The organism is Lacisediminihabitans sp. (assembly GCF_036569425.1).
Taxonomy (GTDB): Bacteria; Actinomycetota; Actinomycetes; order Actinomycetales; family Microbacteriaceae; genus Lacisediminihabitans.
Genome location: NZ_DATCQQ010000033.1, coordinates 1 through 22,534 on the forward strand (window position 1 = coordinate 1; position 22,534 = coordinate 22,534).

Annotated in this window: 19 protein-coding genes and 2 pseudogenes; 13 read left to right on the forward strand and 8 right to left on the reverse strand. The window is 68.6% G+C overall.

The genetic code is table 11. The annotated features are described in order from the left end of the window. The 3 genes and pseudogenes from VIM54_RS07060 to VIM54_RS07070 form a co-directional block, all read left to right on the forward strand. Positions 1–312 (forward strand): hypothetical protein (locus tag VIM54_RS07060; RefSeq protein WP_414673194.1); only part of this gene is annotated, 312 nt, incomplete at its 5' end. A gap of 95 nt (positions 313–407) precedes the next feature. After that, positions 408–640, forward strand: a pseudogene (locus VIM54_RS07065) (NAD(P)H-binding protein); the annotation flags it as partial. 286 nt (positions 641–926) lie between these two features. Further along, complete coding sequence (locus VIM54_RS07070) at positions 927–1,514, forward strand: GDSL-type esterase/lipase family protein (RefSeq protein WP_331900085.1); 588 nt, start codon at positions 927–929, stop codon at positions 1,512–1,514. 13 nt (positions 1,515–1,527) lie between these two features. Here VIM54_RS07070 and VIM54_RS07075 read toward each other — a convergent pair whose 3' ends face one another. After that, positions 1,528–2,847 carry a M20/M25/M40 family metallo-hydrolase gene (locus tag VIM54_RS07075; protein WP_331900086.1) on the reverse strand — a complete coding sequence of 440 codons (1,320 nt, stop codon included), beginning with the start codon at positions 2,845–2,847 and terminating at the stop codon, positions 1,528–1,530. 60 nt (positions 2,848–2,907) lie between these two features. On the opposite strand from VIM54_RS07075, the gene VIM54_RS07080 reads away from it, so the two are divergent. From VIM54_RS07080 to VIM54_RS07090, 3 genes are all read left to right on the forward strand, one after another. Then, positions 2,908–3,261, forward strand: a complete 354-nt coding sequence (locus VIM54_RS07080; RefSeq protein WP_331900087.1) for a DUF6804 family protein — start codon at positions 2,908–2,910, stop codon at positions 3,259–3,261. A 133-nt stretch (positions 3,262–3,394) separates the two neighbouring features. Then, a complete protein-coding gene (locus VIM54_RS07085) occupies positions 3,395–3,823 on the forward strand; it encodes a hypothetical protein (protein ID WP_331900089.1) in 429 nt (142 codons plus the stop codon). A 77-nt stretch (positions 3,824–3,900) separates the two neighbouring features. After that, on the forward strand, positions 3,901–5,562 hold the full coding sequence (locus VIM54_RS07090) for a stealth family protein (protein WP_331900091.1): 1,662 nt from the start codon (positions 3,901–3,903) through the stop codon (positions 5,560–5,562). A 76-nt stretch (positions 5,563–5,638) separates the two neighbouring features. Here VIM54_RS07090 and VIM54_RS07095 read toward each other — a convergent pair whose 3' ends face one another. Further along, on the reverse strand, positions 5,639–6,583 hold the full coding sequence (locus tag VIM54_RS07095; protein WP_331900093.1) for a phosphodiesterase: 945 nt from the start codon (positions 6,581–6,583) through the stop codon (positions 5,639–5,641). Between the two features lie 294 nt (positions 6,584–6,877). Between VIM54_RS07095 and VIM54_RS07100 the strand changes: the two genes are divergently transcribed. Further along, positions 6,878–9,070 (forward strand): DEAD/DEAH box helicase, encoded by a 2,193-nt coding sequence (locus VIM54_RS07100; RefSeq protein WP_331900095.1) that lies wholly within the window; start codon positions 6,878–6,880, stop codon positions 9,068–9,070. Positions 9,071–9,109: 39 nt separating this feature from the next. On the opposite strand, the gene VIM54_RS07105 is transcribed toward VIM54_RS07100, so the two are convergent. Further along, positions 9,110–10,513: a maltokinase N-terminal cap-like domain-containing protein gene (locus VIM54_RS07105; RefSeq protein WP_331900097.1), complete on the reverse strand. Its 1,404-nt coding sequence runs from the start codon at positions 10,511–10,513 to the stop codon at positions 9,110–9,112. A gap of 648 nt (positions 10,514–11,161) precedes the next feature. On the opposite strand from VIM54_RS07105, the gene VIM54_RS07110 reads away from it, so the two are divergent. After that, the gene (locus VIM54_RS07110; RefSeq protein ID WP_331900098.1) at positions 11,162–11,566 is read left to right on the forward strand and encodes a hypothetical protein; all 405 of its coding nucleotides are present in this window, start codon (positions 11,162–11,164) and stop codon (positions 11,564–11,566) included. A gap of 1 nt (position 11,567) precedes the next feature. Here the strand turns inward: VIM54_RS07110 and VIM54_RS07115 are convergent, their stop codons facing one another. From VIM54_RS07115 to VIM54_RS07125, 3 genes are all read right to left on the reverse strand, one after another. Then, a complete protein-coding gene (locus VIM54_RS07115; protein WP_331900099.1) occupies positions 11,568–12,458 on the reverse strand; it encodes an aminodeoxychorismate lyase in 891 nt (296 codons plus the stop codon). Between the two features lie 63 nt (positions 12,459–12,521). Next, on the reverse strand, positions 12,522–14,006 hold the full coding sequence (locus VIM54_RS07120; RefSeq protein WP_331900101.1) for an MFS transporter: 1,485 nt from the start codon (positions 14,004–14,006) through the stop codon (positions 12,522–12,524). A gap of 56 nt (positions 14,007–14,062) precedes the next feature. Further along, positions 14,063–15,295 (reverse strand): DUF2510 domain-containing protein, encoded by a 1,233-nt coding sequence (locus VIM54_RS07125; protein ID WP_331900103.1) that lies wholly within the window; start codon positions 15,293–15,295, stop codon positions 14,063–14,065. Between the two features lie 267 nt (positions 15,296–15,562). On the opposite strand from VIM54_RS07125, the gene VIM54_RS07130 reads away from it, so the two are divergent. Together VIM54_RS07130 and VIM54_RS07135 are read left to right on the forward strand one after the other, a co-directional pair. After that, entirely contained in the window at positions 15,563–16,552 is a 990-nt protein-coding gene (locus tag VIM54_RS07130) for an alpha/beta hydrolase (protein WP_331900105.1), read from the forward strand. A 62-nt stretch (positions 16,553–16,614) separates the two neighbouring features. Continuing rightward, positions 16,615–17,553 carry an alpha/beta hydrolase gene (locus VIM54_RS07135; protein WP_331900107.1) on the forward strand — a complete coding sequence of 313 codons (939 nt, stop codon included), beginning with the start codon at positions 16,615–16,617 and terminating at the stop codon, positions 17,551–17,553. 8 nt (positions 17,554–17,561) lie between these two features. On the opposite strand, the gene VIM54_RS07140 is transcribed toward VIM54_RS07135, so the two are convergent. Beyond that, entirely contained in the window at positions 17,562–18,326 is a 765-nt protein-coding gene (locus VIM54_RS07140) for a glycosyltransferase family 2 protein (RefSeq protein ID WP_331900108.1), read from the reverse strand. A gap of 98 nt (positions 18,327–18,424) precedes the next feature. Here VIM54_RS07140 and VIM54_RS07145 point away from each other — a divergent pair. The 3 genes and pseudogenes from VIM54_RS07145 (at position 18,425) to VIM54_RS07155 (ending at position 21,479) form a co-directional block, all read left to right on the forward strand. Next, positions 18,425–19,609, forward strand: a pseudogene (locus VIM54_RS07145) (inorganic phosphate transporter). After that, positions 19,606–19,812 carry a hypothetical protein gene (locus tag VIM54_RS07150; protein ID WP_331900109.1) on the forward strand — a complete coding sequence of 69 codons (207 nt, stop codon included), beginning with the start codon at positions 19,606–19,608 and terminating at the stop codon, positions 19,810–19,812. Before VIM54_RS07145 ends, VIM54_RS07150 begins: the two are co-directional and overlap by 4 nt. 86 nt (positions 19,813–19,898) lie before the next feature. After that, the gene (locus VIM54_RS07155) at positions 19,899–21,479 is read left to right on the forward strand and encodes an aspartate ammonia-lyase (RefSeq protein ID WP_331900111.1); all 1,581 of its coding nucleotides are present in this window, start codon (positions 19,899–19,901) and stop codon (positions 21,477–21,479) included. 509 nt (positions 21,480–21,988) lie between these two features. Here VIM54_RS07155 and VIM54_RS07160 read toward each other — a convergent pair. Beyond that, complete coding sequence (locus VIM54_RS07160; RefSeq protein WP_331900112.1) at positions 21,989–22,474, reverse strand: integrase core domain-containing protein; 486 nt, start codon at positions 22,472–22,474, stop codon at positions 21,989–21,991. Positions 22,475–22,534: the final 60 nt, after the last annotated feature.

Sequence of the window (22,534 nt, forward strand, 5' to 3'; positions counted from 1 at the left end):
GCGCCCGCCCCGCCGCACGCTGCGGCCCCCGCCGCCGCGCCAGCACCCCCGGCGCCGAGCGCCGCGCCGAGCGCCACACCGAGCGCCGCGCCAAGCGCCAGCCCGAGCGCCAGCCCGGCCGCCGACGCGACGACCGGCCCGACCGCTACGACCGCCCCGTCGCACCGGGCGCTCGCGGCGAAGTTGGCCGTCTCATCCGCCCCATTCCCGTTCGGCTATCTCGTGGGCGGCGTGCTCGTGGTGCTCGGCGTGGCCGGCGGAATCTACGGCCAGGTGCTGCGCCGCCGCGGACGGCGACCACCGGGGAGCTGAGGCCACACTCCCATTCGGGCGCCGTGTCAAGGAGTCGGGTATTCCTGCCCGCTTTTCACGGGCTGTCCCTGGGCTTGGTCAATGGTCAATGGCCGATGGAGGAACAGCGCTCCGTCACCGGAGCCACCGGGTATATCGGCGGGGCCTCGTGCCCCGGCTCCTCGCTGCCGGATACGCCGTGCGGGTCTTCGTGCGTGACCCGGGCAAGCTCATCGACGTGCCCTGGGCCAAGGACGTGCAGATCGTCGCGGGCGACCTCGGCGACGCGTCGACCCTCGTCCCCGCCGTGGACGGCGTCTCCGTGCTCTACTACCTGGTGCACTCGATGGCAATCCCGACCACCTCAACGCGGGGGACGCCCTCGACTTCTGGCGGGTCGAGGAGCTGCGTCGGGGGGAGCTTCCTGAGGCTTCGGGCCGAGATGAAGGTGCCGGGCCAGGCCTGGCTCGAGCTGAGCGTCACGCCAGACCGCCGAGGTGCAGGCGCGGTCCCGGAAGACGGACCACGACGTCGCGGCGTGACCTCCGAGCCGAAGGTCCCTAGCGTTTCCCAGCCGGGCTTGCAATCATTGTGTAAGTGGTCCTCACTATGACGCGACCTCGGGAGGTCACACAATGACTGAAGAAACCGTACTCTTTCTCGGCGACAGCATCACCCAGGGCGGGGACTGGGCCACGTGGTTTCCCGGCGTTACCACCCTCAATTTCGGCGTTGCCGGCAACAGTTCCGAGGACGTGCTCGGCCGTCTGGACACCGTGGTCGAGGCCCGGCCCGACGAGATCGTGCTCCTGATCGGCACCAACGACCTGGGGATGCGACGCAACGTCGAACAGCTCGTGCGCAACATCCAGTCGATTCTGGTCGACCTGCGACGCGACCTGCTGGGCTCCCGCATGCTCGTGCAGTCCGTGCTTCCCCGCGGGCGGGAGTTCGCTGATCGCATCCGAGAGGCGAACATCCACCTGCGCCAGTTCGCGCCGACGGTGCACGCCCAGTATCTCGATCTCTGGCCGACGATGGCGCTCGAGGACGGCGAGCTCAACCCCGCATACTCCGATGACCGCCTGCACCTCAATGCGGCGGGCTACGAGGCGTGGCTGGCCGAGTTGCGTCCGGCCCTCGAGCGGCTGCGCGATGAGCCGCCGATGAGCCGCCCGATCCAGACAATCATGTTCGACGAGTACGCGAGGCCGGGCTCCTAGGCCCTGAACTGGCTCATAGCCCGGCGATCAGCCGGGTGTAGAAGTCGACCCCGCGCAGCAGGGTGGACACCCGCAGGCGCTCGTTGCTGGCGTGCAGGCTGGCTCGCTCCGCCGTCGACATCTCGAACGGGCTGAACCGGTAGACGCAGTCGCTGATGCGCGTGAAGTGCCGGCTGTCGCTGGCCGCCATCATCACGTACGGTGTGACGATCGTGCCCGGGAACGTCTCGCGGATCGTGCGGCGCACCAAATCCCAGCCCGGCCCGTTGGTCGGCGACACCGGCGACGGCTCGTGGGGATGCAGCACAGCGATCGCCACCTGCGGGTCGCGAATGGCGCGGCGAACGTGGGCCACGGCATCCGCGACACTCGAATCGATCGCGACGCGGATGTTGACGGTCGCGACGGCACGCTCCGCGAGGACGTTGGCGGCCTGGCTGCCCCGCAGCATGGTCACCGCCTGGGTGGTGCGGATGAGCGCGTTCGTCTCGTCGCTCAGTCTCGCGAACACCGCGAGCAGCGCCGGCCTCGTGAGCCACAGGTTGGTGAAGGCAAAGCCCAGCGGGCCCCTCGCGTGCGCTCCGAGTGTGCCGATCATCTCGAGCGTCGGCGCGGTGAAGCCCGCACGGAACGGCCGCCGGTTGAGCCGCACGATCGCTCGCGCGAGCCGGGTGGTCGCGGAGAGCCTCGGGGGAGTCGAGGCGTGGCCACCTCCCTGCTCCACGGTGAGGGTGAGGATGCCCTTCTCGCTCACGCCGACGACCGCGATCGGCCCGCTCACCCCGGGGAAGACGTCTTCGACGACGGCGCCGCCCTCGTCGAGCACGAGGCCGGCACGGATGCCGCGCGACTGGAGCAGGTCGACGATTGCGCGCGCGCCAGAGCCCTCCGTCTCCTCGTCGTGGCCGAAGCTCAGGTACACGTCGCACCGGGGAGTGCGGCCGGCCAGCACACTCGCCTCGACTCCCTCGAGCACGGCGACGAGCGCCCCCTTGTCGTCGAGGGTGCCGCGCCCCCAGACGACCCGGTCGTCGCCCTCGCCCGTGACCTCCGCGGCGAACGGCGGATGCTCCCAGCCCTCGTCCGTCGCCGGCACCACGTCGTAGTGGGCCATGAGCACCGTCGGCGGGCCGTCGGTGCTGCCCTTCCAGCGGTAGAGAAACGAGTGCTCCGTCACGATCTCGAGGGTGAGCTCCCCGTGGGTGGCCGGGTACAGCGACGGCAGCAGCGCGACGAAGGCGCGGAACGGCGCCCAGTCGGTATCGGCCGGATCCTGGTGGGAGACCGTGGGAATCCGCACGAGGGAGCGCAGGTTGGCGAGGGCATCCGGCATCCCCCCATCCTCGTTCACCCGGTGCGCGGGGGGCCGGAGGCGCGGCCCCAGAATAGAGGCATGACTTCCTACCCGACCCCCGAGTTCCGCCGGCCGGCGCTCGCCCCAGGAATCCTCGGCGCGATTGTGCTGCTCGCCGGGCTCGCGCTGCTCGACAACGCCGGCGGCTACCTGTTCATCCGGTTCGGGGTGAGCATCCTCGCCCTGATCCTCTGCGTGTTCGCCTACCAGGCGGCCCAGTGGTGGTGGATCGTGGGCCTCGCGGCCATCGCCGTCGTCTGGAATCCGGTGGTGCCGTTCGAGTTCCACGGCCAAGCGTGGGTGGCCGCGCAGTTCGTGGGCGCACTCCTGTTCGTGGCGGTCGGCCTGCTCGTGAAGGTGAAGAACCCGGAAGACCGCAATCGGCGGCGCTGAACACGGCGAGTTCATAGGCTTTTCCCGGCTCGTGGACGGGTTGCGCTTGTCGCGCGCATAGCGCAGGGGAGCATCGTTGTGTCTGCGAAGCCACCCAGGCTTCCCTCAACTCAGGCTTCCCTAAGGAGCACCGATGCCCAGCGAACCGACCCCGGACAGCACCCCCACCGCGGAGACCAGCGCACCGCCGCCGGCAACCGAGGAGAGCGTCGCCGCCGCGCAGACGAGCGCCGCACCGCCTCCGGCGGACGTAGAAACCAACTCAGTGCCGCCCAGTGCCGCCCAATCCGCCCCCGTTGCCGGCAACCCGCCAGCCCAAGCGTCGCGACCGCGTCGCGGACTCGTGATCGCCGGCGCGATCGTGGGCGCGGTTGTCGTGCTCGGCGCCACCTTCGGTGGTGGGGCGCTCGTCGGATCGGCCACGCACTTCGACGGCCCGTCGATGCGACAGGCCGACCGCACCCACGGCAACGGACCGCGTGGCGACCGCCCCGACCACGGCTTCATGGGGCCGCGCGGCGGCCAGCAGGGCTCCAACGGTAGGAGCAACCCCGGCAACTGACCGCCGACAGGTGCGCGGGTGCCGGATTCCCGCACGTCGGGTGTCCGCGGCGGGAGGCGCTAAAATGGTGTTAGCTAATGTCTCGCGCCGATTCGATCGTCGAGCGATTCGGGCTCGAACGATTGGGCCATACCGTGAACGACATCCAGCCACCCGGCGCTCTTCTTCCCACCGTCAGCCTGTCCCCGGTGCCGAACCGTGCGGACCTCGTGCTCTCGAAGGGCCGACTCGCGATCCGCAACTCGCACCTCACTCCGGGTGAAGCGATGGTCGAGGACCTGCTCTTCATCCGCTCGGTGCTCGGGGCGGCCTCGATCGATTTCCTGCTCGTGAGCGGGAACGACGATCGCCCGCTGATCGCGGTGGAGTGGCGCGATCGCAAGCGGCTGAGGGCGGCCCTCGCCGAGGCCTGCGCCGACGAACCGTTCTACTCGAAGCCCGCCGACGGGGCCAAGGGCGTGCCAGTACTGCTGGCCGACGGGCGGCTGTCCGCGGACTCGACGCAGCGAGCGTTCACGCTCTTCCGCCCGCGGGTCACCGAGAACGGCGGCCTTCGTTACGGCGCGCGCACCGGCGTGCGGCTCGAACTCTGGCGCACGGGAAGCGACACGATCACCGCGCCGGCCGAGAACTCGCTCATGCGCACGGCGCTCCCGCGCATCGAGGCGATCCCCGCGACCGTCGAACTCTACGGACGCAGCTGGCCGACGCTGGCCGGGATGTTCGAGCCTCAGGCGAGCGACATCACCTTCGACATCGACATCGTCTTCTCCTGGGTGGACGGTGCGGCGATCGAGTGGCAGCGTGCGCGGGCCAGGCGCATGAAGAGCTACGTGGTGGGCGAGGGCGACGACTCGCACGCGCGCTTCCGCCAGCTCGACGAGCTGAAGTACGCCCTGCGCTCGGTGAATCTGTTTGCACCGTGGATCCGTAACGTCTACATCGTCACCGATTCCCCGCGCCCGGAGTGGCTCGCCGAGCATCCACGGGTCACCATCGTGCCGAGCGAGGAGTTCTTCGCGGACACCTCGGTACTGCCGACCCACAATTCGCACGCCGTCGAGAGCCAGCTGCACAACATCCCGGGCCTCAGCGAGCATTTTCTCTACTCCAACGACGACATGTTCTTCGGCCGCGCCGTCACGCCAGACATGTTCTTCTCTCCCGGCGGCATCACCAAGTTCATCGAGGCGACGACGCGCATCGGGCTCGGGCCGAGCAATCTCGAGCGGAGCGGTTTCGAGAACGCGGCCCGCGTGAACCGTGCGGCGCTCAAGGACCGCTTCGGCAAGACCATCGCACGCCACCTCGAGCACACCGCGGCGCCGCTGCGCAAGTCCGTGATGCGGGAGCTCGAGCGGGAGTTCCCGGCCGAGTTCGCGCGCACCGCCGCGAGCACCTTCCGTTCGGCCACCGACGTGTCGGTCACCAACTCGCTGTACCACTACTACGCCCTCATGACGGGCCGCGCGGTGCTCCAGACGCAGGCCAGGGTGCGGTACGTCGACACGACGATGCGCTCCGGGCTCTCCGACATGAAGCGACTGCTCAAGCGGCGCGACATTGACCTGTTCTGCCTCAACGACGGCAGCTTCCCCGAGCTCACGGTGGAGGAGCGTGCGGACGCGATCCGCGAGTTCCTGGACGCGTACTACCCGATCGTCGCCCCCTGGGAGCGCCCAGCCGCCTCGGAGGAGACCTCCAGCCCCGACCTTCCCGCGGACGCCGCGAGCCTCTAGGGATCCTGGCGGGCGCTAGCGCTCGCTCTCCCGACTTTCGCCCGGATGGCAAAGACGGGTGGTCTAGACGGGTGGTCTAGACGGTCGCGAGTTCGCGCGTCGGCGGGTGCAGTTCCTCGTCTGCAGACACCAGCACGTTGACCCGCGGCGGGATGGTGACATTCTCCCTGGCGAGTATCTTCGCCGTCTCCGCCGCGCTCACGAAAGACACCGGAGCGTACTGGCCGATCGGAACGACGGAGTGCAGAACCGTGTTCTCGTAGACGTGCACAAGGTTGAAGGACTGGGCGCCGTTCTGGCCGCGTGTTCCGCCCACCGGCACATTGAGGTCCTGGGTGTAGCAGGTCGCCGAGGCGACCGAGACGGGGACGCCGGCGAATGTCGACGTTGTCGAATAGTGCAGGTGACCGGCGATGATGGCCCGCACATCCGAACCGCGCACCACCTCGGCGAGACCGTCCTGCTCGCGAAGCTCGACGAGCACGGCGAGGTCGAGAACGCTCGGAACCGGAGGGTGATGCATCGCCAGGATGGTGCCGTGCGGGGCGGGTGAGGCGAGTTCCTCGGCGAGCCAGTCGAGCTGCGAGTCGGAGACGAGGCCGTGGTGATGGCCGGGAACCGTGGTGTCCAGGGCGATGACCCTGAGTCCGTTAATGTTGTGCACCCGGTCTACCGGGGTCGCGGTGGGAAACTGCCCGAGCAGGCCACTGCGGAAGTGACCGCGGTCGTCGTGGTTCCCCATCACCCAGACGACGCGCGAACCGAGTCGTGCCGCCGCCGGCTCCACGATCGCCCGCAGCTTGGCGTACGCCTCAGGGTCGCCCTTGTCGGCGAGGTCGCCGGTGAAGACGATAGCCTCCGGTCGAGAACCGGATGCCTCGAGGTCTGCGAGAAGGGAGCGAAGGTGGGATTCGCTGTCGACCGCGCCGTACAGTGGACCGTCCCCGGCAACGAAATGCGTGTCGCTCATGTGGACTATGAAGTGATCGGGCCTGGGAAACTGGGCCGTATAACCGGTCATGTATCAATCACATCACTCCAAACTGGCCAGTGGGTGAACGGTACGCGGCGATCCGCACCCCAATACGCGGGGTGCCGTGCGTGCGCGAATCGCGTTTTCGGGCCTAAACTGGCCTGAGCACTCGACGAAACCCATCATCGTCTCGACCTCGGCACCCGAGTCTCTCTCGGTACCGATCTGCTCGAGCCCGGTGTAGTCGAGTCAGGATTCGGCGCCTGGCAACTCGGCAGCAGGTCCCTCATCGGGAGGGACCAGGCCTTCGTCAGCCATGGTGCCCATAGATGCGGGAGAAGCATGGCTCGGTCCGGCCAGGGTCAGTCGGGGCAAGGCAAGTCGACGGGGAGAAAGCAAACCTCCACGCGCAAGCCGGCCCAACGCCAGACGACACAGCGCCAGTCGTCGCGCCGTTCGAGGGGGGCGGATGACGCCGGGGTGATCCCGGTGCTCGCCCGAGCCGTGCGCGAGGTGGAGGGCGCCGCCGAGCGTGGCAAGGTCGGGCCGACGAACCGCACCAAGTTCCAGGTGATCGCCCTGCTCATGCGCGAGGAGCGCGCGAAGGCGAAGACCGACAAGGAACTCACCGACGCCGAGCGCACCGAGACCCTCAAGCGTCTCGACGGCGTGGCCACGATCCTCGCCAAGACCGCCGCCCGCGACACATCCCTCATCCAGCTTCTCGCCGAGGAGACGGCGGTGACGGATGCCGCGCGCACCCTCAGACGAGACATGCTGATCGCTGCGGGCGTCGAGCTCTCCCCGGACGAGCTGCTCATCGTGCGCGAACCGGAGCTAGTGGCGGCGGCCGCCGAACGCGCCGTCGTTCCCCAGTCGGTGATCGCCAGGCAGCTCTCCAACCCGTTCCTCGCCCCGGACTTCAGCCAGCCCGTGAAGGCGGCCCCGGTCGCCCGCCGACTCGCCAACTGGGAGCTTCTCGAGCCGCTGTTCCGCGCCTTCGAGTACGGTTCGGGCGGCAACGTCGCGAGCATGGAGCTCCCGGAGCCGACGGCCGCCGACCGCAGAGTGCCCGACGGCCTCGAGCTGTTCCACCACCAGGCCGAGTTCGTCGCAAGCGCGAGGGCGGGCCACCGCGCCTACCTCCTCGCCGACGAGCCGGGCCTCGGCAAGACCGCGCAGGCGCTGCTCGCCGCGCAGGTCACCAACTCCTATCCGCTCCTCGTCGTCGTGCCGAACGTGGTCAAGATGAACTGGGCACGGGAGGTGGAACTCTGGACGCCGAAGCGGTCGGCCACGGTCATCCACGGCTCCGGGGAGAACCTCGACGCGTTCGCGGATGTCGTGATCGTCAACTACGACGTGCTCGACCGGCACATCGGCTGGCTCGGAACCCTCGGGTTCAAGGGGATGGTCGTCGACGAGGCGCACTTCATCAAAAACCGCGACTCGCAGCGCTCCAAGCACGTGCTGGCGCTCGCCAAGAGCATCCGGAGCCGTTCACCGCGCGCCCTCATGATCGCCCTCACCGGAACGCCGCTCATCAACACGATCGAGGACTTCCGCGCGATCTGGCAGTTCCTCGGCTGGATCGACGGCGAGAAGCCGACGGCCGAGCTCATGGAACACCTCGAAGACAACGGGCTCACGCCGGCCGACTTCGGGTTCTTCGCCGAGGCACGCCAGACGGTGATCGACATGGGGATCGTCCGCCGCAAGAAGATCGACGTGGCAGCGGACCTGCCGGCCAAGCGCATCGCGGACCTCCCGGTGGAGCTCGATGACGATCTCGGCCGGTCGATCCGACAGGCAGAACACGAACTCGGCATCCGGCTGCTCGCGCGCTACACCGCGCTGCTCAAGGCTCGTTCCGAGACCTCGGACACCGCTCACCCGGAGCTCGTGCGCATGGTCGCGAGGGCCGAGCTGGAGGAGTCGAAGGCGGCGAAGACGGGCGAGAACGTCTTCACTATGGTCCGCAAGATCGGCCAGGCGAAGGCGGTGCTCGCCGCGGACTACACGGCGCAGCTCGCCCGCTCGGTGGGCAAGGTCGTGTTCTTCGCCAAGCACATCGATGTGATGGATGCCGCGGAGGCGACTCTCGCCAAGCGCGGTCTCAAGACGGTGTCGATCCGGGGCGACCAGACGGCCGCCTTCCGGCAGGCGCAGGTCGACGCGTTCAACAACGACCCAGCAGTCTCCGTCGTGGTCGCCTCCCTCACCGCGGCCGGCGTGGGGCTCAACCTGCAGGCGGCGTCGAACGTCGTGCTCGCCGAACTGAGCTGGACGAGCGCCGAGCAGACCCAGGCGATCGACCGGGTACACCGCATCGGCCAGGAGGAGCCCGTGACCGCGTGGCGCATCATCGCGTCGCAAACGATCGACGCGAAGATCGCCGAACTCATCGACAGCAAGGCGGGCCTCGCGGCCCGGGCCCTCGACGGTGACGACTCGGAGATCGCCGCGGAGTCCAGCGTGCAGCTCGACGCCCTCGTGCACCTGCTCGAACAGGCCATCGGCGAGGCGGCCGCCTGAACCACGGGGCTGCGCGGGAGGTCGGGACCGCGCGGGCTGTCAGGACTGCGCGACGCGTTCGACGAGCCTCGTGATCGCATCGCGCGGGATCGACAGCCAGGCCGGCCGGTTGCGTGCCTCGTACACCGCCTCGTAGAGCGCCTTGTCGATCTCGAACGCGTCGAGCACGGCCCGGTGGGCGCGCACGTCGCGCCCCGAGCGCTCGATGTAGCCGTCGAGGAAGGCGCGACGGCAGGCGAGCGCCCACTCCGACACCGACCGGCCGGGCTGGGTGAGGGCGATCGAGCCGGCCACGTAGTCGAAGGAACGCAGCATGCCGGCGACGTCGCGCAACGGGATGTCGGGGAGCGATCGTTCGGTCATCGGCCGCAGCGGTTCGCCCTCGAAGTCGAGCACGACCCAGCCGCGGTGGGGAACCGCGAGCACCTGGCCGAGGTGGAAGTCGCCGTGAATGCGCTGCAGCGGCGGCCACGGGCTCGACGCGGCGCGCACGTAGACCTCTCTCAGCGCCCCGCGATACACGGCGAGGCTCGGCACCTGTGCCGCCGCCATCTCGAACCTCTCGCGCATGTTCGAGACGATCTGCACGATGTCGGCCGGCGTGGTGGCCCGCGACGGCAGGGCGGAGGCGAGGGTGCGGTGCATTTCCGCGGTCGTCTCGCCGAGCGCTCGCGAGGGGCCGGTGAAGTCCTCGCCGACATCCGCGGCCCTCAGCGCCACCCGCCAGGCATCCTCGACTCCTGGCAGGAATTCCTCGGCGAACGCGAGATGACCGGTCGCGAGGCCGTGGGGTCTACCGCTGTCCCGCCACTGGCCGGTGAGATGGCCGATCACACGCGGTGCGACGGTCGATCCTGCCGTGCCGAGGGCCTCGGTGAGCACGACATCCGGGTTGTCGCCGTCGTGGAGCGCTCGGAAGAGCTTGCAGATGACGGGGGAGCCCGGGCCATCACCGCGCAGGACGGTCTCGTAGACGATCGAGGTATTCGACTGTTCGCCGCCGAGCACGCGGGATGACACGACCTCGAGGCCGTCCCCGTCCGGGTAGCGATGGCCCCGGGCGGCGAGGCGGCCCGAGGTGCGAGGATCCTGCACCTCGCGCTCGTCCAGCACCAGTCTGAGCAGCGCGGTCGCGTAGGCCGGGTCGCACGGGCCGTCGTAGATGAAGGTCGACCCCGACTCGTCGACGCGGGTGGCGACGAGGGCGCTCTCGCCTCCGGGAAGGGGCGTCCGACGTTCCGTGAGAGGAACCTGGTAGAGCACCGGATTGGCGGCGTGGTCGAGAATCAAGTGGACGCGAATCGCGACCTGCCCGTGCGTACCATCCGCCACGTCGTCGAGCTCGAATCCGCCGATGTCCTCGAATTGCGGTGCTCGCCCCTTGCCCGCGTACCAGCGCTGGGTAACGATCCACGCGTCGAGGTAGTCGGGGATCCCGTTCACGTGCACCTCCTTGGGCAAGCGGTCGATCCGTCCTCTGTCACCATACGCAGCAAGCACCGTGGGGGACACCCTTGGGGCCGGGTGTCCGGGAAATCATCACCGCACACTCAGGTTCGGCTGCCCGGGCACGAGTCTCAACTATCAAGTTAAACTTGACGGGTTGCGCCGGCGCCGGGGCGGGTCTACGTTGGTGGCACGGAGCAGATGTAACAGTCTCTCTAACGAAAGGCTTCGGAAAGCTAATTTGCGGCAATGCTGCATAGGCGCCGGGGCCTTTCGCTTTGTGGCTGCACTTTCTGTGGCCGCACTTTCTCGGGCTTCACTTCTCCGGCGGCGTCTTTTCGGGCGGCGTACCGGGCCGCGATCCTGTGGCCAGCGATACACGGTTTGTCCCCCCGCCGGCCAACCCCCGTTCGAGGGCGCCCCTCACTGGGGGCATACACGGGTGGCCCGGCTGCCATAGTCTCTAACTACGCAACACCGGGGGACACCTGGGTGGCGGTGATTTCGCGAAAGTCGAATGTTGGATACGGGGGTATTCCAGCGGGAGACGGTCGCTGCAAAGAAATCACCGCCCCCAAGTTTTTGGCTCCGCCCGTGTGCGTTCCGCTCCAGCAGACAACCAGTCGCGGACCCGATAATGGTGTGATGGTTTCTCGAACTCTCGCCAATGATCTTCGACTGGCCGGCGTGCGCTGGCGCCCGGCATCCGGAGACACCTTCGTCATCGCCCGGGAGGGCTTCGAGAGCGACGTCTTCGTGGTGAGCGACATGACAATCGAGTCCCACGAGTTCGAGTCGGGCACGATCCTCGGGTTCAACGGCACCACCGAATGGGCGCTCGACTCGGTTGCGCTCGAGGACGCGCTGTGGCTGCCGCAGGAACACCAGCTGCGGGCGCTGCTCGGCGGCACCTTCAAGTCGCTGGTGCGCACCGAGAACGGCTACCGTGTCGAGCTAAGCGTGGGCGGCGAGGCGACGATCGTCGAGGCGGAAGAGGCGGATGACGCCTACGCCGAAGCGCTCCTGACCCTCGTCTACGCCGCGCTCTGACTCACTCCCGCAGCCCGAGAAGGTGGGCGTTCATGCCCGCGCTGAACTCGTGGTCGACGGGGAATGGCCGGCCGTCGAGTTCGCGCACCGGCGCGGCGAGCCGCACGCTCGAAACGAGCCACGCGGCATCCGCCAGCCTGAGGGTCTCGGGGGTGGCGCGCTCGAAGCCAGTGGCGAGCCCGAGCGATTCCGCCCACCGGAAGATGCTCGACTGGGTCGTGCCCTCGAGGATTCCGAGTCCCGTGCCCGGGGTGAGCAGGCGATCGCCCGATCGGTAGACGACGGTCGAGGTGGGGCCCTCGAGCACGAAACCGTCGCTCGAGACGAAGATCACGTCATCCGCCTCTCGCCTCGTCGCCTCGCGCAGCACTGACCGGTTGATCGCGTAGCTGAGCGTCTTGGCCCCGGCGAGCAGCCAGGGGGAGGTCTGCTCCACGTCGTGACGATAGCCACGATCGAGCATGATCACGCGGAGCCCCTCGACGCGGGCCGAGTGGTAGTCCGCGGAGGGGCTCGCGTGCACCCAGCCGGTCGGTCGGCCGTCGCCTTCGACCCCGTGGGTGATCACGGTCTTCACCGTTCCCTCCGGTACGGGGCCCAGCTCGGCGATCGCGGCGAGAATGGCCGCGCGCCAGGCGTCGGCGTCCGGCGCCGGCAGGTCGAGCGCTGCCGCCGACCTCGCGAAACGCCGCAGGTGGTGCTCGAGCGCCTGGGGGTGGCCGTCCCCCACGCCGATTGTCTCGAACACACCGTCGCCGCGGGTGACCCCCAGGTCGAGGGCGCTCACCTGGGGCAGCGCCGGGTCGACGAGCGCGAACGGCGGCGCGCCGACGAGGTGGGGCGGCGCGTCGGCGGACGGCTGGTTGAGCATCAGGAGAACGGAGTTCGGCATCTCACCATTCTCGCGGTTCGCCCGCGTGCGGACGACCGGCGTCCCCGCGCTGCGCATCCCCTTCTAACGCTGGATGGGGATGCTCGCGGTGCCGGGAAAGCCGGTGCCGCGGGTGGGGATGAAGGCTCCGATGATCACTCCGGCGAGGGCGACCGCGGCGCCCATCCCGAACACGAGCTGGAACGCCTGCGTCGTGGGGATGCCGATGCCACCGGAGACCACCAGGTGGGAGGACAGAATCACTCCGACGAGGGTTGCCGCGACGGTTGAGCCGAGCGTGCGCATCACCGAGTTGAGGCCGTTCGCCGCGGCCGTCTCGTTCGGCGGCACCGCCCGCATGATGAGGGTAGGCATCGCCGCGTACGCGAAACCGACGCCGACGCCGACGATCGTCGAGATGAGGATCACATGCCAGATCGCCCCGTGCAGCCAGACGGCGAGCGCGAAGGCCGCCGTGATGATGGCCCCGCCCAGAATGAGGCTCGTCCGGGGACCGCGGGCGTTTGACAGCCGGGCGGCCACCGGCGACAGGAAGAACATGATGAGGCCGAGCGGCATGAGGCAGAGGCTCGACACGAGGAGCGTCTGGCCGAGTCCGACACCGGTGGTGGTGGGCGCCTCGAGCAACACCGGGAGCGCCGCTGTGGTGATGAAGAAGGCGAAACCGACGGAGATGGAGGCGAGATTGGTGAGCAGCACCGGCCGCCGGGCCGCGACGCGCAGGTCGATGAGCGGGTCGGTCATCCGCAGTTCGACCGCGCCCCAGAGCACGAGCACGACGATGCCGCCGATCAGCAGCGACAGCGTCACCGGGCTCGTCCAGCCCCACTCGTTGCCCTTCGAGACCGCGAGCAGGATGCCCACGAGCCCCACCGCAAACCCGACCGCCCCCACGAAGTCGAACCGACCGCCCGTGCGGAGCGTGCTCGTCGGCACGATTGTGCCGACGAGCACAATCGCGACGACGGCGAGCAGGAGCGCCAGCCAGAACAGGTAGTGGTAGTCGAAGTTCTGGGCGATCACCGCGGCGACGGGCAGACCGACCGCCCCGCCGACGCCCAGGGTCGCGCTGACGAGCGCGACGGCCCCGCCGAGGTTCCTGGGGTGGATCACGTCGCGCAGGATGCTGATGCCGAGCGAGATCACGCCGAGCCCGACGCCCTGGAGCACGCGGCCGACGATCATCGGGATGAGGGTGTTGGAGAGCGCGCTGATGATCGACCCGCCGGCCATGATGATGAGCAGCACGAGCACGATGCGACGCTTGCCGTACATGTCGCCGAGCCGACCGCTGATCGGCGTGGAGATCGCCGCCGCGAGCAGCGTGGAGGTGAGCACCCACGTCGAGTCGGCCGCGGTGGTGTCGAGCAGGGTCGGCAGCTGCGGGATAATCGGCGTCACGAGCGTCTGCATGAAGGCCGCGATCAGGCCGGTGAGCGCGAGGGTCGTCGTGATGGCCCGGTCGCTCGGCCGTCGGCTCAGCCGCTTGCGCTCGGCGGCACTGAGGACGCTGCCGGCCATGCGCTCGGTATCTTTCGCGTCGGTCACCGGTCAACCCTACGTCGCGTATCCGACCGGGTCGTCGCTCTCCCCGGAGCGGAAGGCTAGCGCGAGAGGGTGTAAATGCCCCAGTCGTCGACCTTCCAGTCGATCCAGCCGTTGACCCGCTGGAGGCTCACGGTGACGTCGTATGAGTCGCCCTTCGTGCTCGTGGCCGCGCAGCTGAATGTCTGTCCGACGAGCACCGGGGGAGTCGTCGGGCAATTCACGGTGAGGTCGGCACCGATGATCGACGCGTCGGCGGTGATCTGCTGCTCGGCCTCCATGCTGAAGGCGGCGGGGAGGGCCGAGATGAGCAGTCCGGGCACGACGAGCACGGAACCGACCTGGAGCAGACCGAGGCCGGCCCAGACAAGCAGCGGGGCAAGACCGAAGTCGGCGACCCTGCTCACGCTCATCGTACGTGCGATGAGGTAGACCGGAGCGGTGAGGAGCGCCCACGCCCAGCTGGCGGGTCGCTCGTAGCCCGCTCGCTTGAGCAGCAAGTAGTCGATGATCGCGAGAATCAGGATGAGCAGGTACGGACCGCCCCAGATCGTCGCGGTGACTCCGATGCCGACCGACGACCCGAAGCCGAGCAGCAGGAGCAGGCTGACCACGAGTTGCAGGACCGGAACGAGCGCGATGATCCAGACGGGAGCGGTGTAGATCGGCAGCTTCTCGACCGTCGTGACGGGAGCTGCTGGCACTGCTGCGCGCGTCCGTTGGGGCGCCTCGTCGTCGATCGGGTCGCGGTCGAAGATCTGGCGCGCCGATTGGGTGCTGCTCTGGGTGGACTGGGTGCTCGGTGACGAGACGGCACTCGCGGCGGCGCGCGGGGTGAATCGGGTGTCGATGTCGTCGAGGCGTTCGTCGACCGTGTCGGTCGCTGCCGTGGACGGGGATGCCGCGGACGGGGATGCCGCAGGGGCCTCGGCAGGCTCGGGGCTCGGCTCGGGGGCGGCCTGGGGTGTCTCGGCCCGCTCCGACTCGACGGCCAGGGGTGCCGGCGGCTCGAGTTCCTTGAGCGTGACGGTGAACGGGGCCTGGGCGGCGACGGCGTCGCGCGCGTCGTCCGCGTCGGTGGCGAGGTGGGCGTACTGCTCATCGCGTTCGCGCTGTTCGCGCTGCTGGCGGCGCGTCGGAAGCTCATCGTCCGCATAGGCGAGCCGAGTCGGCTGCTGCATGACGAGCGGCGGGCGGGCCTCGGTCGTGAGCTCGGTCCAGGCGTGATTGTTCCACCAGCGCAGCTGGGGCAGACCCATGGGGTCTGGATACCAGCCTGCCGGTACCGTCACGTCATCCTCGAACATACTGCCCTCCGCAGTCGGCCATTGACGGCCAGATTACTGGGAATCACCTAGAAAGGCATTCCCCTGGGGTGCTACATATTCGGGTAGGGCTAACCTACCGGGCCGCGGCCACTCGCGGGAGGGGCTACGGCCGGGGAGGTGCCCCCAATTCGGGGCCGCAGTTCCGGGGAAATTGGGCCGAAATGGCGCGGCCGGGCCAGTGCCCAGCATGCTCCCAGCGCTATCTCGGGAGCGGCCGGTACCGTCGTACCCATGGGAGATCCGAAAGAGTCGAGTGTCGCGTCCGGCGGAGCGGCTCGCTCGATTCTGAGGCGCGTTCCCGTCTGGGTGTGGCGCAGCCTGATGGCGCGACTCGGTCCGAGCGAGCTGGTGCGGCTCAACGCCGACCCCATCACGACCGTCGACTACGTGTCCGACGTCGACTTCGTCGGCGACGGAATCCGCGAACACCTCCTCGACGTGATCTCGCCGAAGGAATCACGGGGCGCGTTGCCGGTCTACGTGTACTTCCACGGCGGCGGGTGGACATCCGGCGACAAGTCGGCGCTCACCAAGTACTGCGCGAGCCAGGCGATGGCCGGCATGGTCGTGGTCAACGTCAACTACCGCATGGCGACGTCGTTCCGCATGTCGCACATGCTCGAAGACGCGGATGCGGCGCTCGCGTGGGTCACGGCCAACATCCGCGAGTACGGCGGCGACCCGTCTCGGGTCGTTCTCGGCGGGGACTCGGCCGGCGGCCAGATCGCCGCCCTGTATTCGTCCCTCGTGGTGGATCACCGCCTCTCCGGCCACTACTCCCTCGAGCCCTCCCTCGAGCGCTCGAGCCTGCGGGGGCTGGTCCAGCACTGCAGCGCCGTCGACTTCTCCGTGATCTTCGAGCGCGGCTTCATCCTGAGCCTCGGCTTCATCCGCATGCTCCTTCCGCACGGCGGCCGGGGTTCGGCCCTGAAGTCCGCCGCGCGCTACCTGTCACCGATCGAGTGGGTCGGGGCCGGGCATCCGCCGGTCTTCGTCACGACGTCTGAGCGCGACTACTTCTACCGGGCGAACCTCAACTACGTCGCCAGGCTGCGCAAGCACGGCGTGCCGGTCGACACGGTGATCTACGAGCGGACGAGCCGCAACACCGAGCACACCTGGCAGCAGGACGCCCGCTTCCCGGAGTCCCAGGAGGTCTACCGCAGGCTCCAGGACTTCGTCGCCCGAGTGGCGAGCCCGGCGAATGCCGTCGCGCATTAGCCGTCGCGCATAAGCCACAGGTGCCTGCGTGGATGCGGCCGCCGTGGGGTTACATTGGGCGAGTGACGAGCGGAGAAGGCGCGAACTCCGGAGCGGACCCCGAAGGTTTCGGTTCGTCGGCAATCGACGACGCCGCGCGCCTCGACGCCGCGCTGCCTGACATCGACTGGACCGTTCCGCCGCCCGGCGCCGCCGCCTCGGTATTCCGCGCACCGAGCGGTGACCTGAGCATGCTGACGATCGGCGACCCCGGCGACACTCGGGTGGTACTGGTCCCCGGCGTCACCGGGTCGAAGGAGGACTTCACGCTCATGCTGCCGGGGCTCGCCGCGGCGGGGTACCACGTGCAGACCTTCGACCTGGCCGGCCAGTACGAGTCGGCGGCGGCCGGGCCGCACAACCTGCGCCCGCCACGACCGCACTACGACTACGACCTGTTCGTGCGCGACCTCATCGCCGTCCTCGAGGCCGGACAGGCGCCGGCGCATGTGCTCGGTTACTCCTTCGCGGCGAGCGTCGCGCAACTGGCCTACGCCGAGCGGCCCGAGCTCTTCGCGAGCCTCACCTTCCTGAGCGCTCCGCCCCAACCGGGGCAGGCCTTCCGGGGCGTGAGCCGGATCGGTCGGCTCAGCTGGCTGGCCAGTGGGCGGGTCGGGGCGGCCCTGATGATCTGGGGCATCAAGTGCAACTTCGTGAAGGTGAGCCCCGGCCGCCTGCGGTTCGTGAACATCAGGTTCGCCTCCACCCGGTTCGAGTCGGTGCGCGACATCATCGCGCTCATGAAGCGGACGCCGGACCTCCGCCGCGAGCTCGCGGCCTCCGCCATCCCCAAGCTCGTGGCCGTGGGCGAGCACGACCTCTGGCCGCTGAGGCTGCACAGCGGTTTCGCGCGCGAGATCGGCGCCCAGCTCGCCGTCTACCGAGCCGGCCATAGTCCGTGCGAGACGTCGCCCCACCAGCTCAACCGCGACCTGCTCGCGCTCTTCTCCCGAGCCGGGTAGCCCGCCGCTCAGCCGGCGCGCCGACGATCGTCGGCCGCGTGCTGCTTCGCCCAGGCGCGCCTCGCCCGGAACCTCGGGATGGGGCGCTCTTGGCCGAAGTCCTTCGACAGGGTCGGGGCCACCCACGACAGTCGACGACCGAGGGCGCTCCACGAGTCGAATGGCCGCGCGGACACCGCGACCCTGAGGGTGCGGTCGTAGATGACGCTCATGTCCGGCTCGAGGTGGTAGCTGAGATCGAGATCGTCGTGGATGCGGGGGACTGACCGGTTCACTCGGTTGCGAACCCGGTGCCAGACCCGGGCGGGCATCGCGAAGTTCGACCCGAAGAGCGGCGGGTGACCGAGCATCGCTCCCACGAACACGAACATTCCGCCGATGTAGATCGTGCGGGCGACCCAGTGCACGAAACGGTTGGATCCGTAGAAGTCGCCCGGCCCGGTGATGGCGGTGAGTCCGTCGGTGTCGGCGAGGGCGGTCTCGATCCGCTCCAGCCAGTCCGTCGGGGGAACGGAATCCGCGTCGAGTCTGGCGATGATGTCGCCGCGTGCCGCGTCGTAGCCGGCCGCCGCCGCGGGGAAGATGCCGCTAACCTGCTCGCTGATGACCCGCGCGCCTCCGGCGGCACCGACCTCGGCAGTGTCATCCGTGCTGTCGTTGTCCACCACGATGATCTCGTCGGCCGGCCTCGACTGCGCGGCGAGAGCCTCGAGGCAGACCCTGAGCATGGGCGCATCGTTGAAGACCGGGATGACCACGGAGATGGTTGCCATGATGGCTCGACTCTACGCCGAACCGGTTTCCGGCCACGCCCGGCCCACCGGTGAGGCCGGCGTAACCTCCCGTTCTGCTCCCTGTAAGACTCTGGCCAGTGGACATCTCCGTCATGGTCGCGCTGGTCATCGCACTGGCTCTCTTCTTCGACTTCACCAATGGGTTCCACGACACCGCCAACGCGATGGCGACCCCGATCGCGACCGGCGCGCTCAAGCCGAGGATGGCCGTCGCCCTCGCGGCGGTGCTCAACCTCGTGGGCGCCTTCCTCTCCACCGCCGTCCTCTCCACCGCCGTCGCGCAGACGATCTCCGGCGGGCTCATCCGCCAGGGGTCGAACGGCGTTCAGATCACGCCCGTGATGATCTTCGCGGGCCTCATCAGCACGGTCCTCTGGAATCTCGTCACGTGGCTCCTCGGGCTCCCGTCGAGCTCCAGTCACGCCCTGTTCGGCGGGCTGATCGGCGCCGCCATCGTCGGAGCCGGTTTCGGCTCGATCGACGTCTGCGTGCTGCTGTCGAAGGTCGTGTTCCCGGCGGTCCTCGCCCGGTCACCGCCGGACTCGTGGCGTACCTGGTGACGAAGATCGCCTACGCCGTGACGAAGAAGAAGCAGCGAGGCGGGTTCCGCTACGGACAGGTGTTCACCTCGTCGCTCGTCTCCCTCGCCCACGGCACGAACGACGCGCAGAAGACCATGGGGGTGATCACCCTCACCCTCATCGCCGCCGGCTCGCAGAAGGCGGGCACCGGTCCGGGACTCTGGGTGATCGTGGTCTGCGCGCCCGCGATCGCAATCGGCACGTACACGGGCGGCTGGCGCATCATCCGCGCCCTCGGCAGGGGGCTCACCGAAATCGAGCCGGGCCGGGGATTCGCGGCAGAGGCGGCCACGACGGCGACGATCCTCGCATCGACCCACCTCGGATTCGCCCTCTCCACCACCCAGGTGGCCTCCGGGTCGGTGATCGGAACCGGCATCGGCCGCAAGGGCGCGTCTGTGCGCTGGCGCACCGCTGGGCGCACCGCTGGGCGCATCGCGGTCGGCTGGGGTGATCACCATCCCCGCCGCCGGCCTAGTCGGCGCGCTCGCCTCCTGGATCGCGCTCGCCGGGATCGTCGGCATCCTCGCCGACGCCGCGGTGGCCGTGGGGGTCATCGTCTGGATCTTCGAGTACTCGCGACGCAATCGGGTGCACGCCCACAACGTTCACCTGGAGCCGGCCGCCTTCGTGCGGCCGAAGAAACGCACGAGGGACCGCACCCGAAGGGCGGCGAAATGACCATCGAATGGGGCAACTTCCTCATCGTGCTCGTGGTGTCCGTCGTCGCCGCGTGCGGGGTGGTGGCGCTCTTCTCGCTCGGTATCCGGCTCGTCTCGGCGTCCGGCCTCTGGCTGCGCGCCACCGGGGTCGCGGCCTTCGTGGCCTGCCGCGCGCTCGTGCTCTACGGCGTGTATCTGATCGTGCCCGCGCTGGATCGTTAGCCGGGAAACGCTCGGCCGAGGGCGCCAGTAGACTCGATCTCGTCAACCAGCCACGAGCGACCTGACCGGCAACGGAGCCTAAAAAAGTGAGCAACAACTCAGTGAACGACGACACCGTCAACGACGACCTGATGGAGAGCGAGAGCCGGGTGCGGCACGCCGTCCGCGTCGACGCTCCGCACGTCAACTACGCCTCGACCCACACCGCGCCACTGCCGGTGAGCTCCGGCACCCGCACCGAGACCGACTCGCTGGGGTCGATGGAGATCCCGGCCGATGCCTATTGGGGCATCCACACGGCGCGCGCCCTCGAGAACTTTCCGATCACCCGTCGGCCGATTGCCGTCTACAAGGACCTGGTCGAGGCCCTCGTTAGGGTGAAGCAGGCCGCCGCCCGTGCCAACAAGGAGCTCGGGGTGCTGGATGCGGCAAAGGCCGACCTCATCGAGCGGGTGTGCGAGGAGATCGTAGCCGGCAATCTACAGGACGAATTCGCGGTCGGCGTGATCCAGGGCGGCGCGGGCACCTCCACCAACATGAACACGAACGAGGTGATCGCCAACCGCGGTCTCGAGATCATGGGCTTCGAGTTCGGGGACTACCAGTACCTGCACCCGATCGACGACGTCAACCGCAGCCAGAGCACCAACGACGTGTACCCCACCGCGATCAAACTCGCGATGGTGTTCGGGGTCAAGAGGCTCCTGCACGAGCACCGCAAGCTCACCGAGGCATTCGCGCGCAAGGGCGTCGAGTTCGCCGACGTGCTCAAGGTGGGGCGCACCCAGATGCAGGATGCCGTGCCGATGACCCTTGGCCAGGAGTTCAGCGGATTCGCCCACACCCTCGCCGAGGACTTCGACCGGCTGAGCGAGATCATCCCGTGGCTCAACGAGATCAACATGGGCGCGACGGCGATCGGCACCGGCATCACCGCCGACCCGCGGTACGCCGAGGCGGTCTGCCGTCACCTGAGCGAGATCACCGGAATCCAGCTGGAGACGGCCGCCGACCTCATCGAGGCGACCTCGGACGCGGGCATCTTCATGACGCTGAGCGGCACCCTCAAGCGCGCCGCCGTCAAGTTGTCCAAGATCTGCAATGACCTGCGCCTGCTGTCGAGCGGACCGCAGGCCGGTCTCGGCGAGATCAACCTGCCGCCGCGCCAGGCCGGATCGTCGATCATGCCCGGCAAGGTCAACCCGGTGATCCCCGAGGTCGTGAACCAGGTCGCATTTAGCGTGATCGGGGCGGATGCCACGGTCACGGCAGCGGCGGAGGCCGGCCAGCTGCAGCTCAACGCCTTCGAACCGGTGATCGCCCACAGCATCCTGCAGTCGCTCGCCTGGATGACCAACGCGGACTACACGCTGCGGGTGAACTGCATCGACGGCATCACCGCGAACACGTCCAGGCTCGCCGCGCAGGTGGAGTCGTCGGTCGGGGTCGTGACCGCACTCACGCCGTACATCGGCTATGCGGCATCCGCGGCGCTCGCGCACACGGCGCTCACGACCAACGCGTCGATCGCGGAACTCGTGGTCTCCGCCGGCCTCATGACCAAGGAGGAAGTGGCGCACGTGTTGTCGCCCGGCCGGTTGAGCGGACTCGTGCCGGTCACCGGCGTGATCAATGTCGTCTGGCCGACCGAGACCGATCGCGACTGATGCTGGCCGCGACTGATGCTGGCCGCGCGACGCTCGCCGAATCGATGATCGCGGCATAGCGTGGACACCTGAGAATGCTTCGGGCAGTCTCGTCCGCTCTGCTCGGCGCTGCGATTGCCGTGGTGTCGGTATTCTCCGCGGCCGGTGACGCCGCCGCGGTGACGCCGCCGATCGGATCCTAACCGGAGTGGACAAAGGCCGCGCCCGGCGTGTTCGACGCGGTCTTTAGGTGCGGCCGCGTCCGCGTCATTCGTCTCGGGCGGCTACCGCCTTGTGGATGGCGGGTATGAGGCCCGGTTGGGGTGGGTTTGGCGGCCTGCTTTGGCCCGTCACCGCCGCAGCACGATCGGCGGCGCGTGTTCCGGTGGCCCATTTCTCGGTGGTGCGTTTCTCTGTGGTGTGGTCGGTACTGGTGGTCGTCCTCCGCGGCGGGGTCGCTGTCGAGCGTCGATCGATGGGGGTGGGATGAACCAGGGGACGTTGTTGATGACTTTGAACCGTCCCGGAGATCATGCCGCCGTTTTGTTGGCGGCTTCATCGTTTAACGGGCCGATGATTTGAGCGTAGTAGGTGCGCTCGTATTCCTCGGGCGGCATGTTCCCGAGGGTGCCGTGCAGACGCCGATTGTTGTACCAATCGACCCACTCGAACGTCAGTGTCTCGACGTCGTCGATGCCCCGCAGCGGGCCGATCCGGAACGGTGAGCCCTTCGCGATGGCCTCGTTCTTGTAGAGCCCCATCACCGTCTCGGCCGCGGCGTTCTCGGCAGTCAGGACCACAAGTCGCGAGTCCGCGGCGTGCCGAACCCCGAACCCGCGCTCCAACTCGCTCAGCAACGACGCGTCGCTCAGCAACGACGCGTCGTCGAGCGACGCGTCGACGAGCGAGGCGTCGTCGAGCGAGGCGTCGTCGAGCGAGGCGTCGTCGAGCGAGGCGTCGTCGAGCGACGAAGCATCGACAGTGCCGTCGAGCCCGATCGCGGTGCCATTTTCCATGGCCACAGTCTTGCAGCCACCACCGACATTGCGACCGACAATACCTCCCCTGACCAGCAC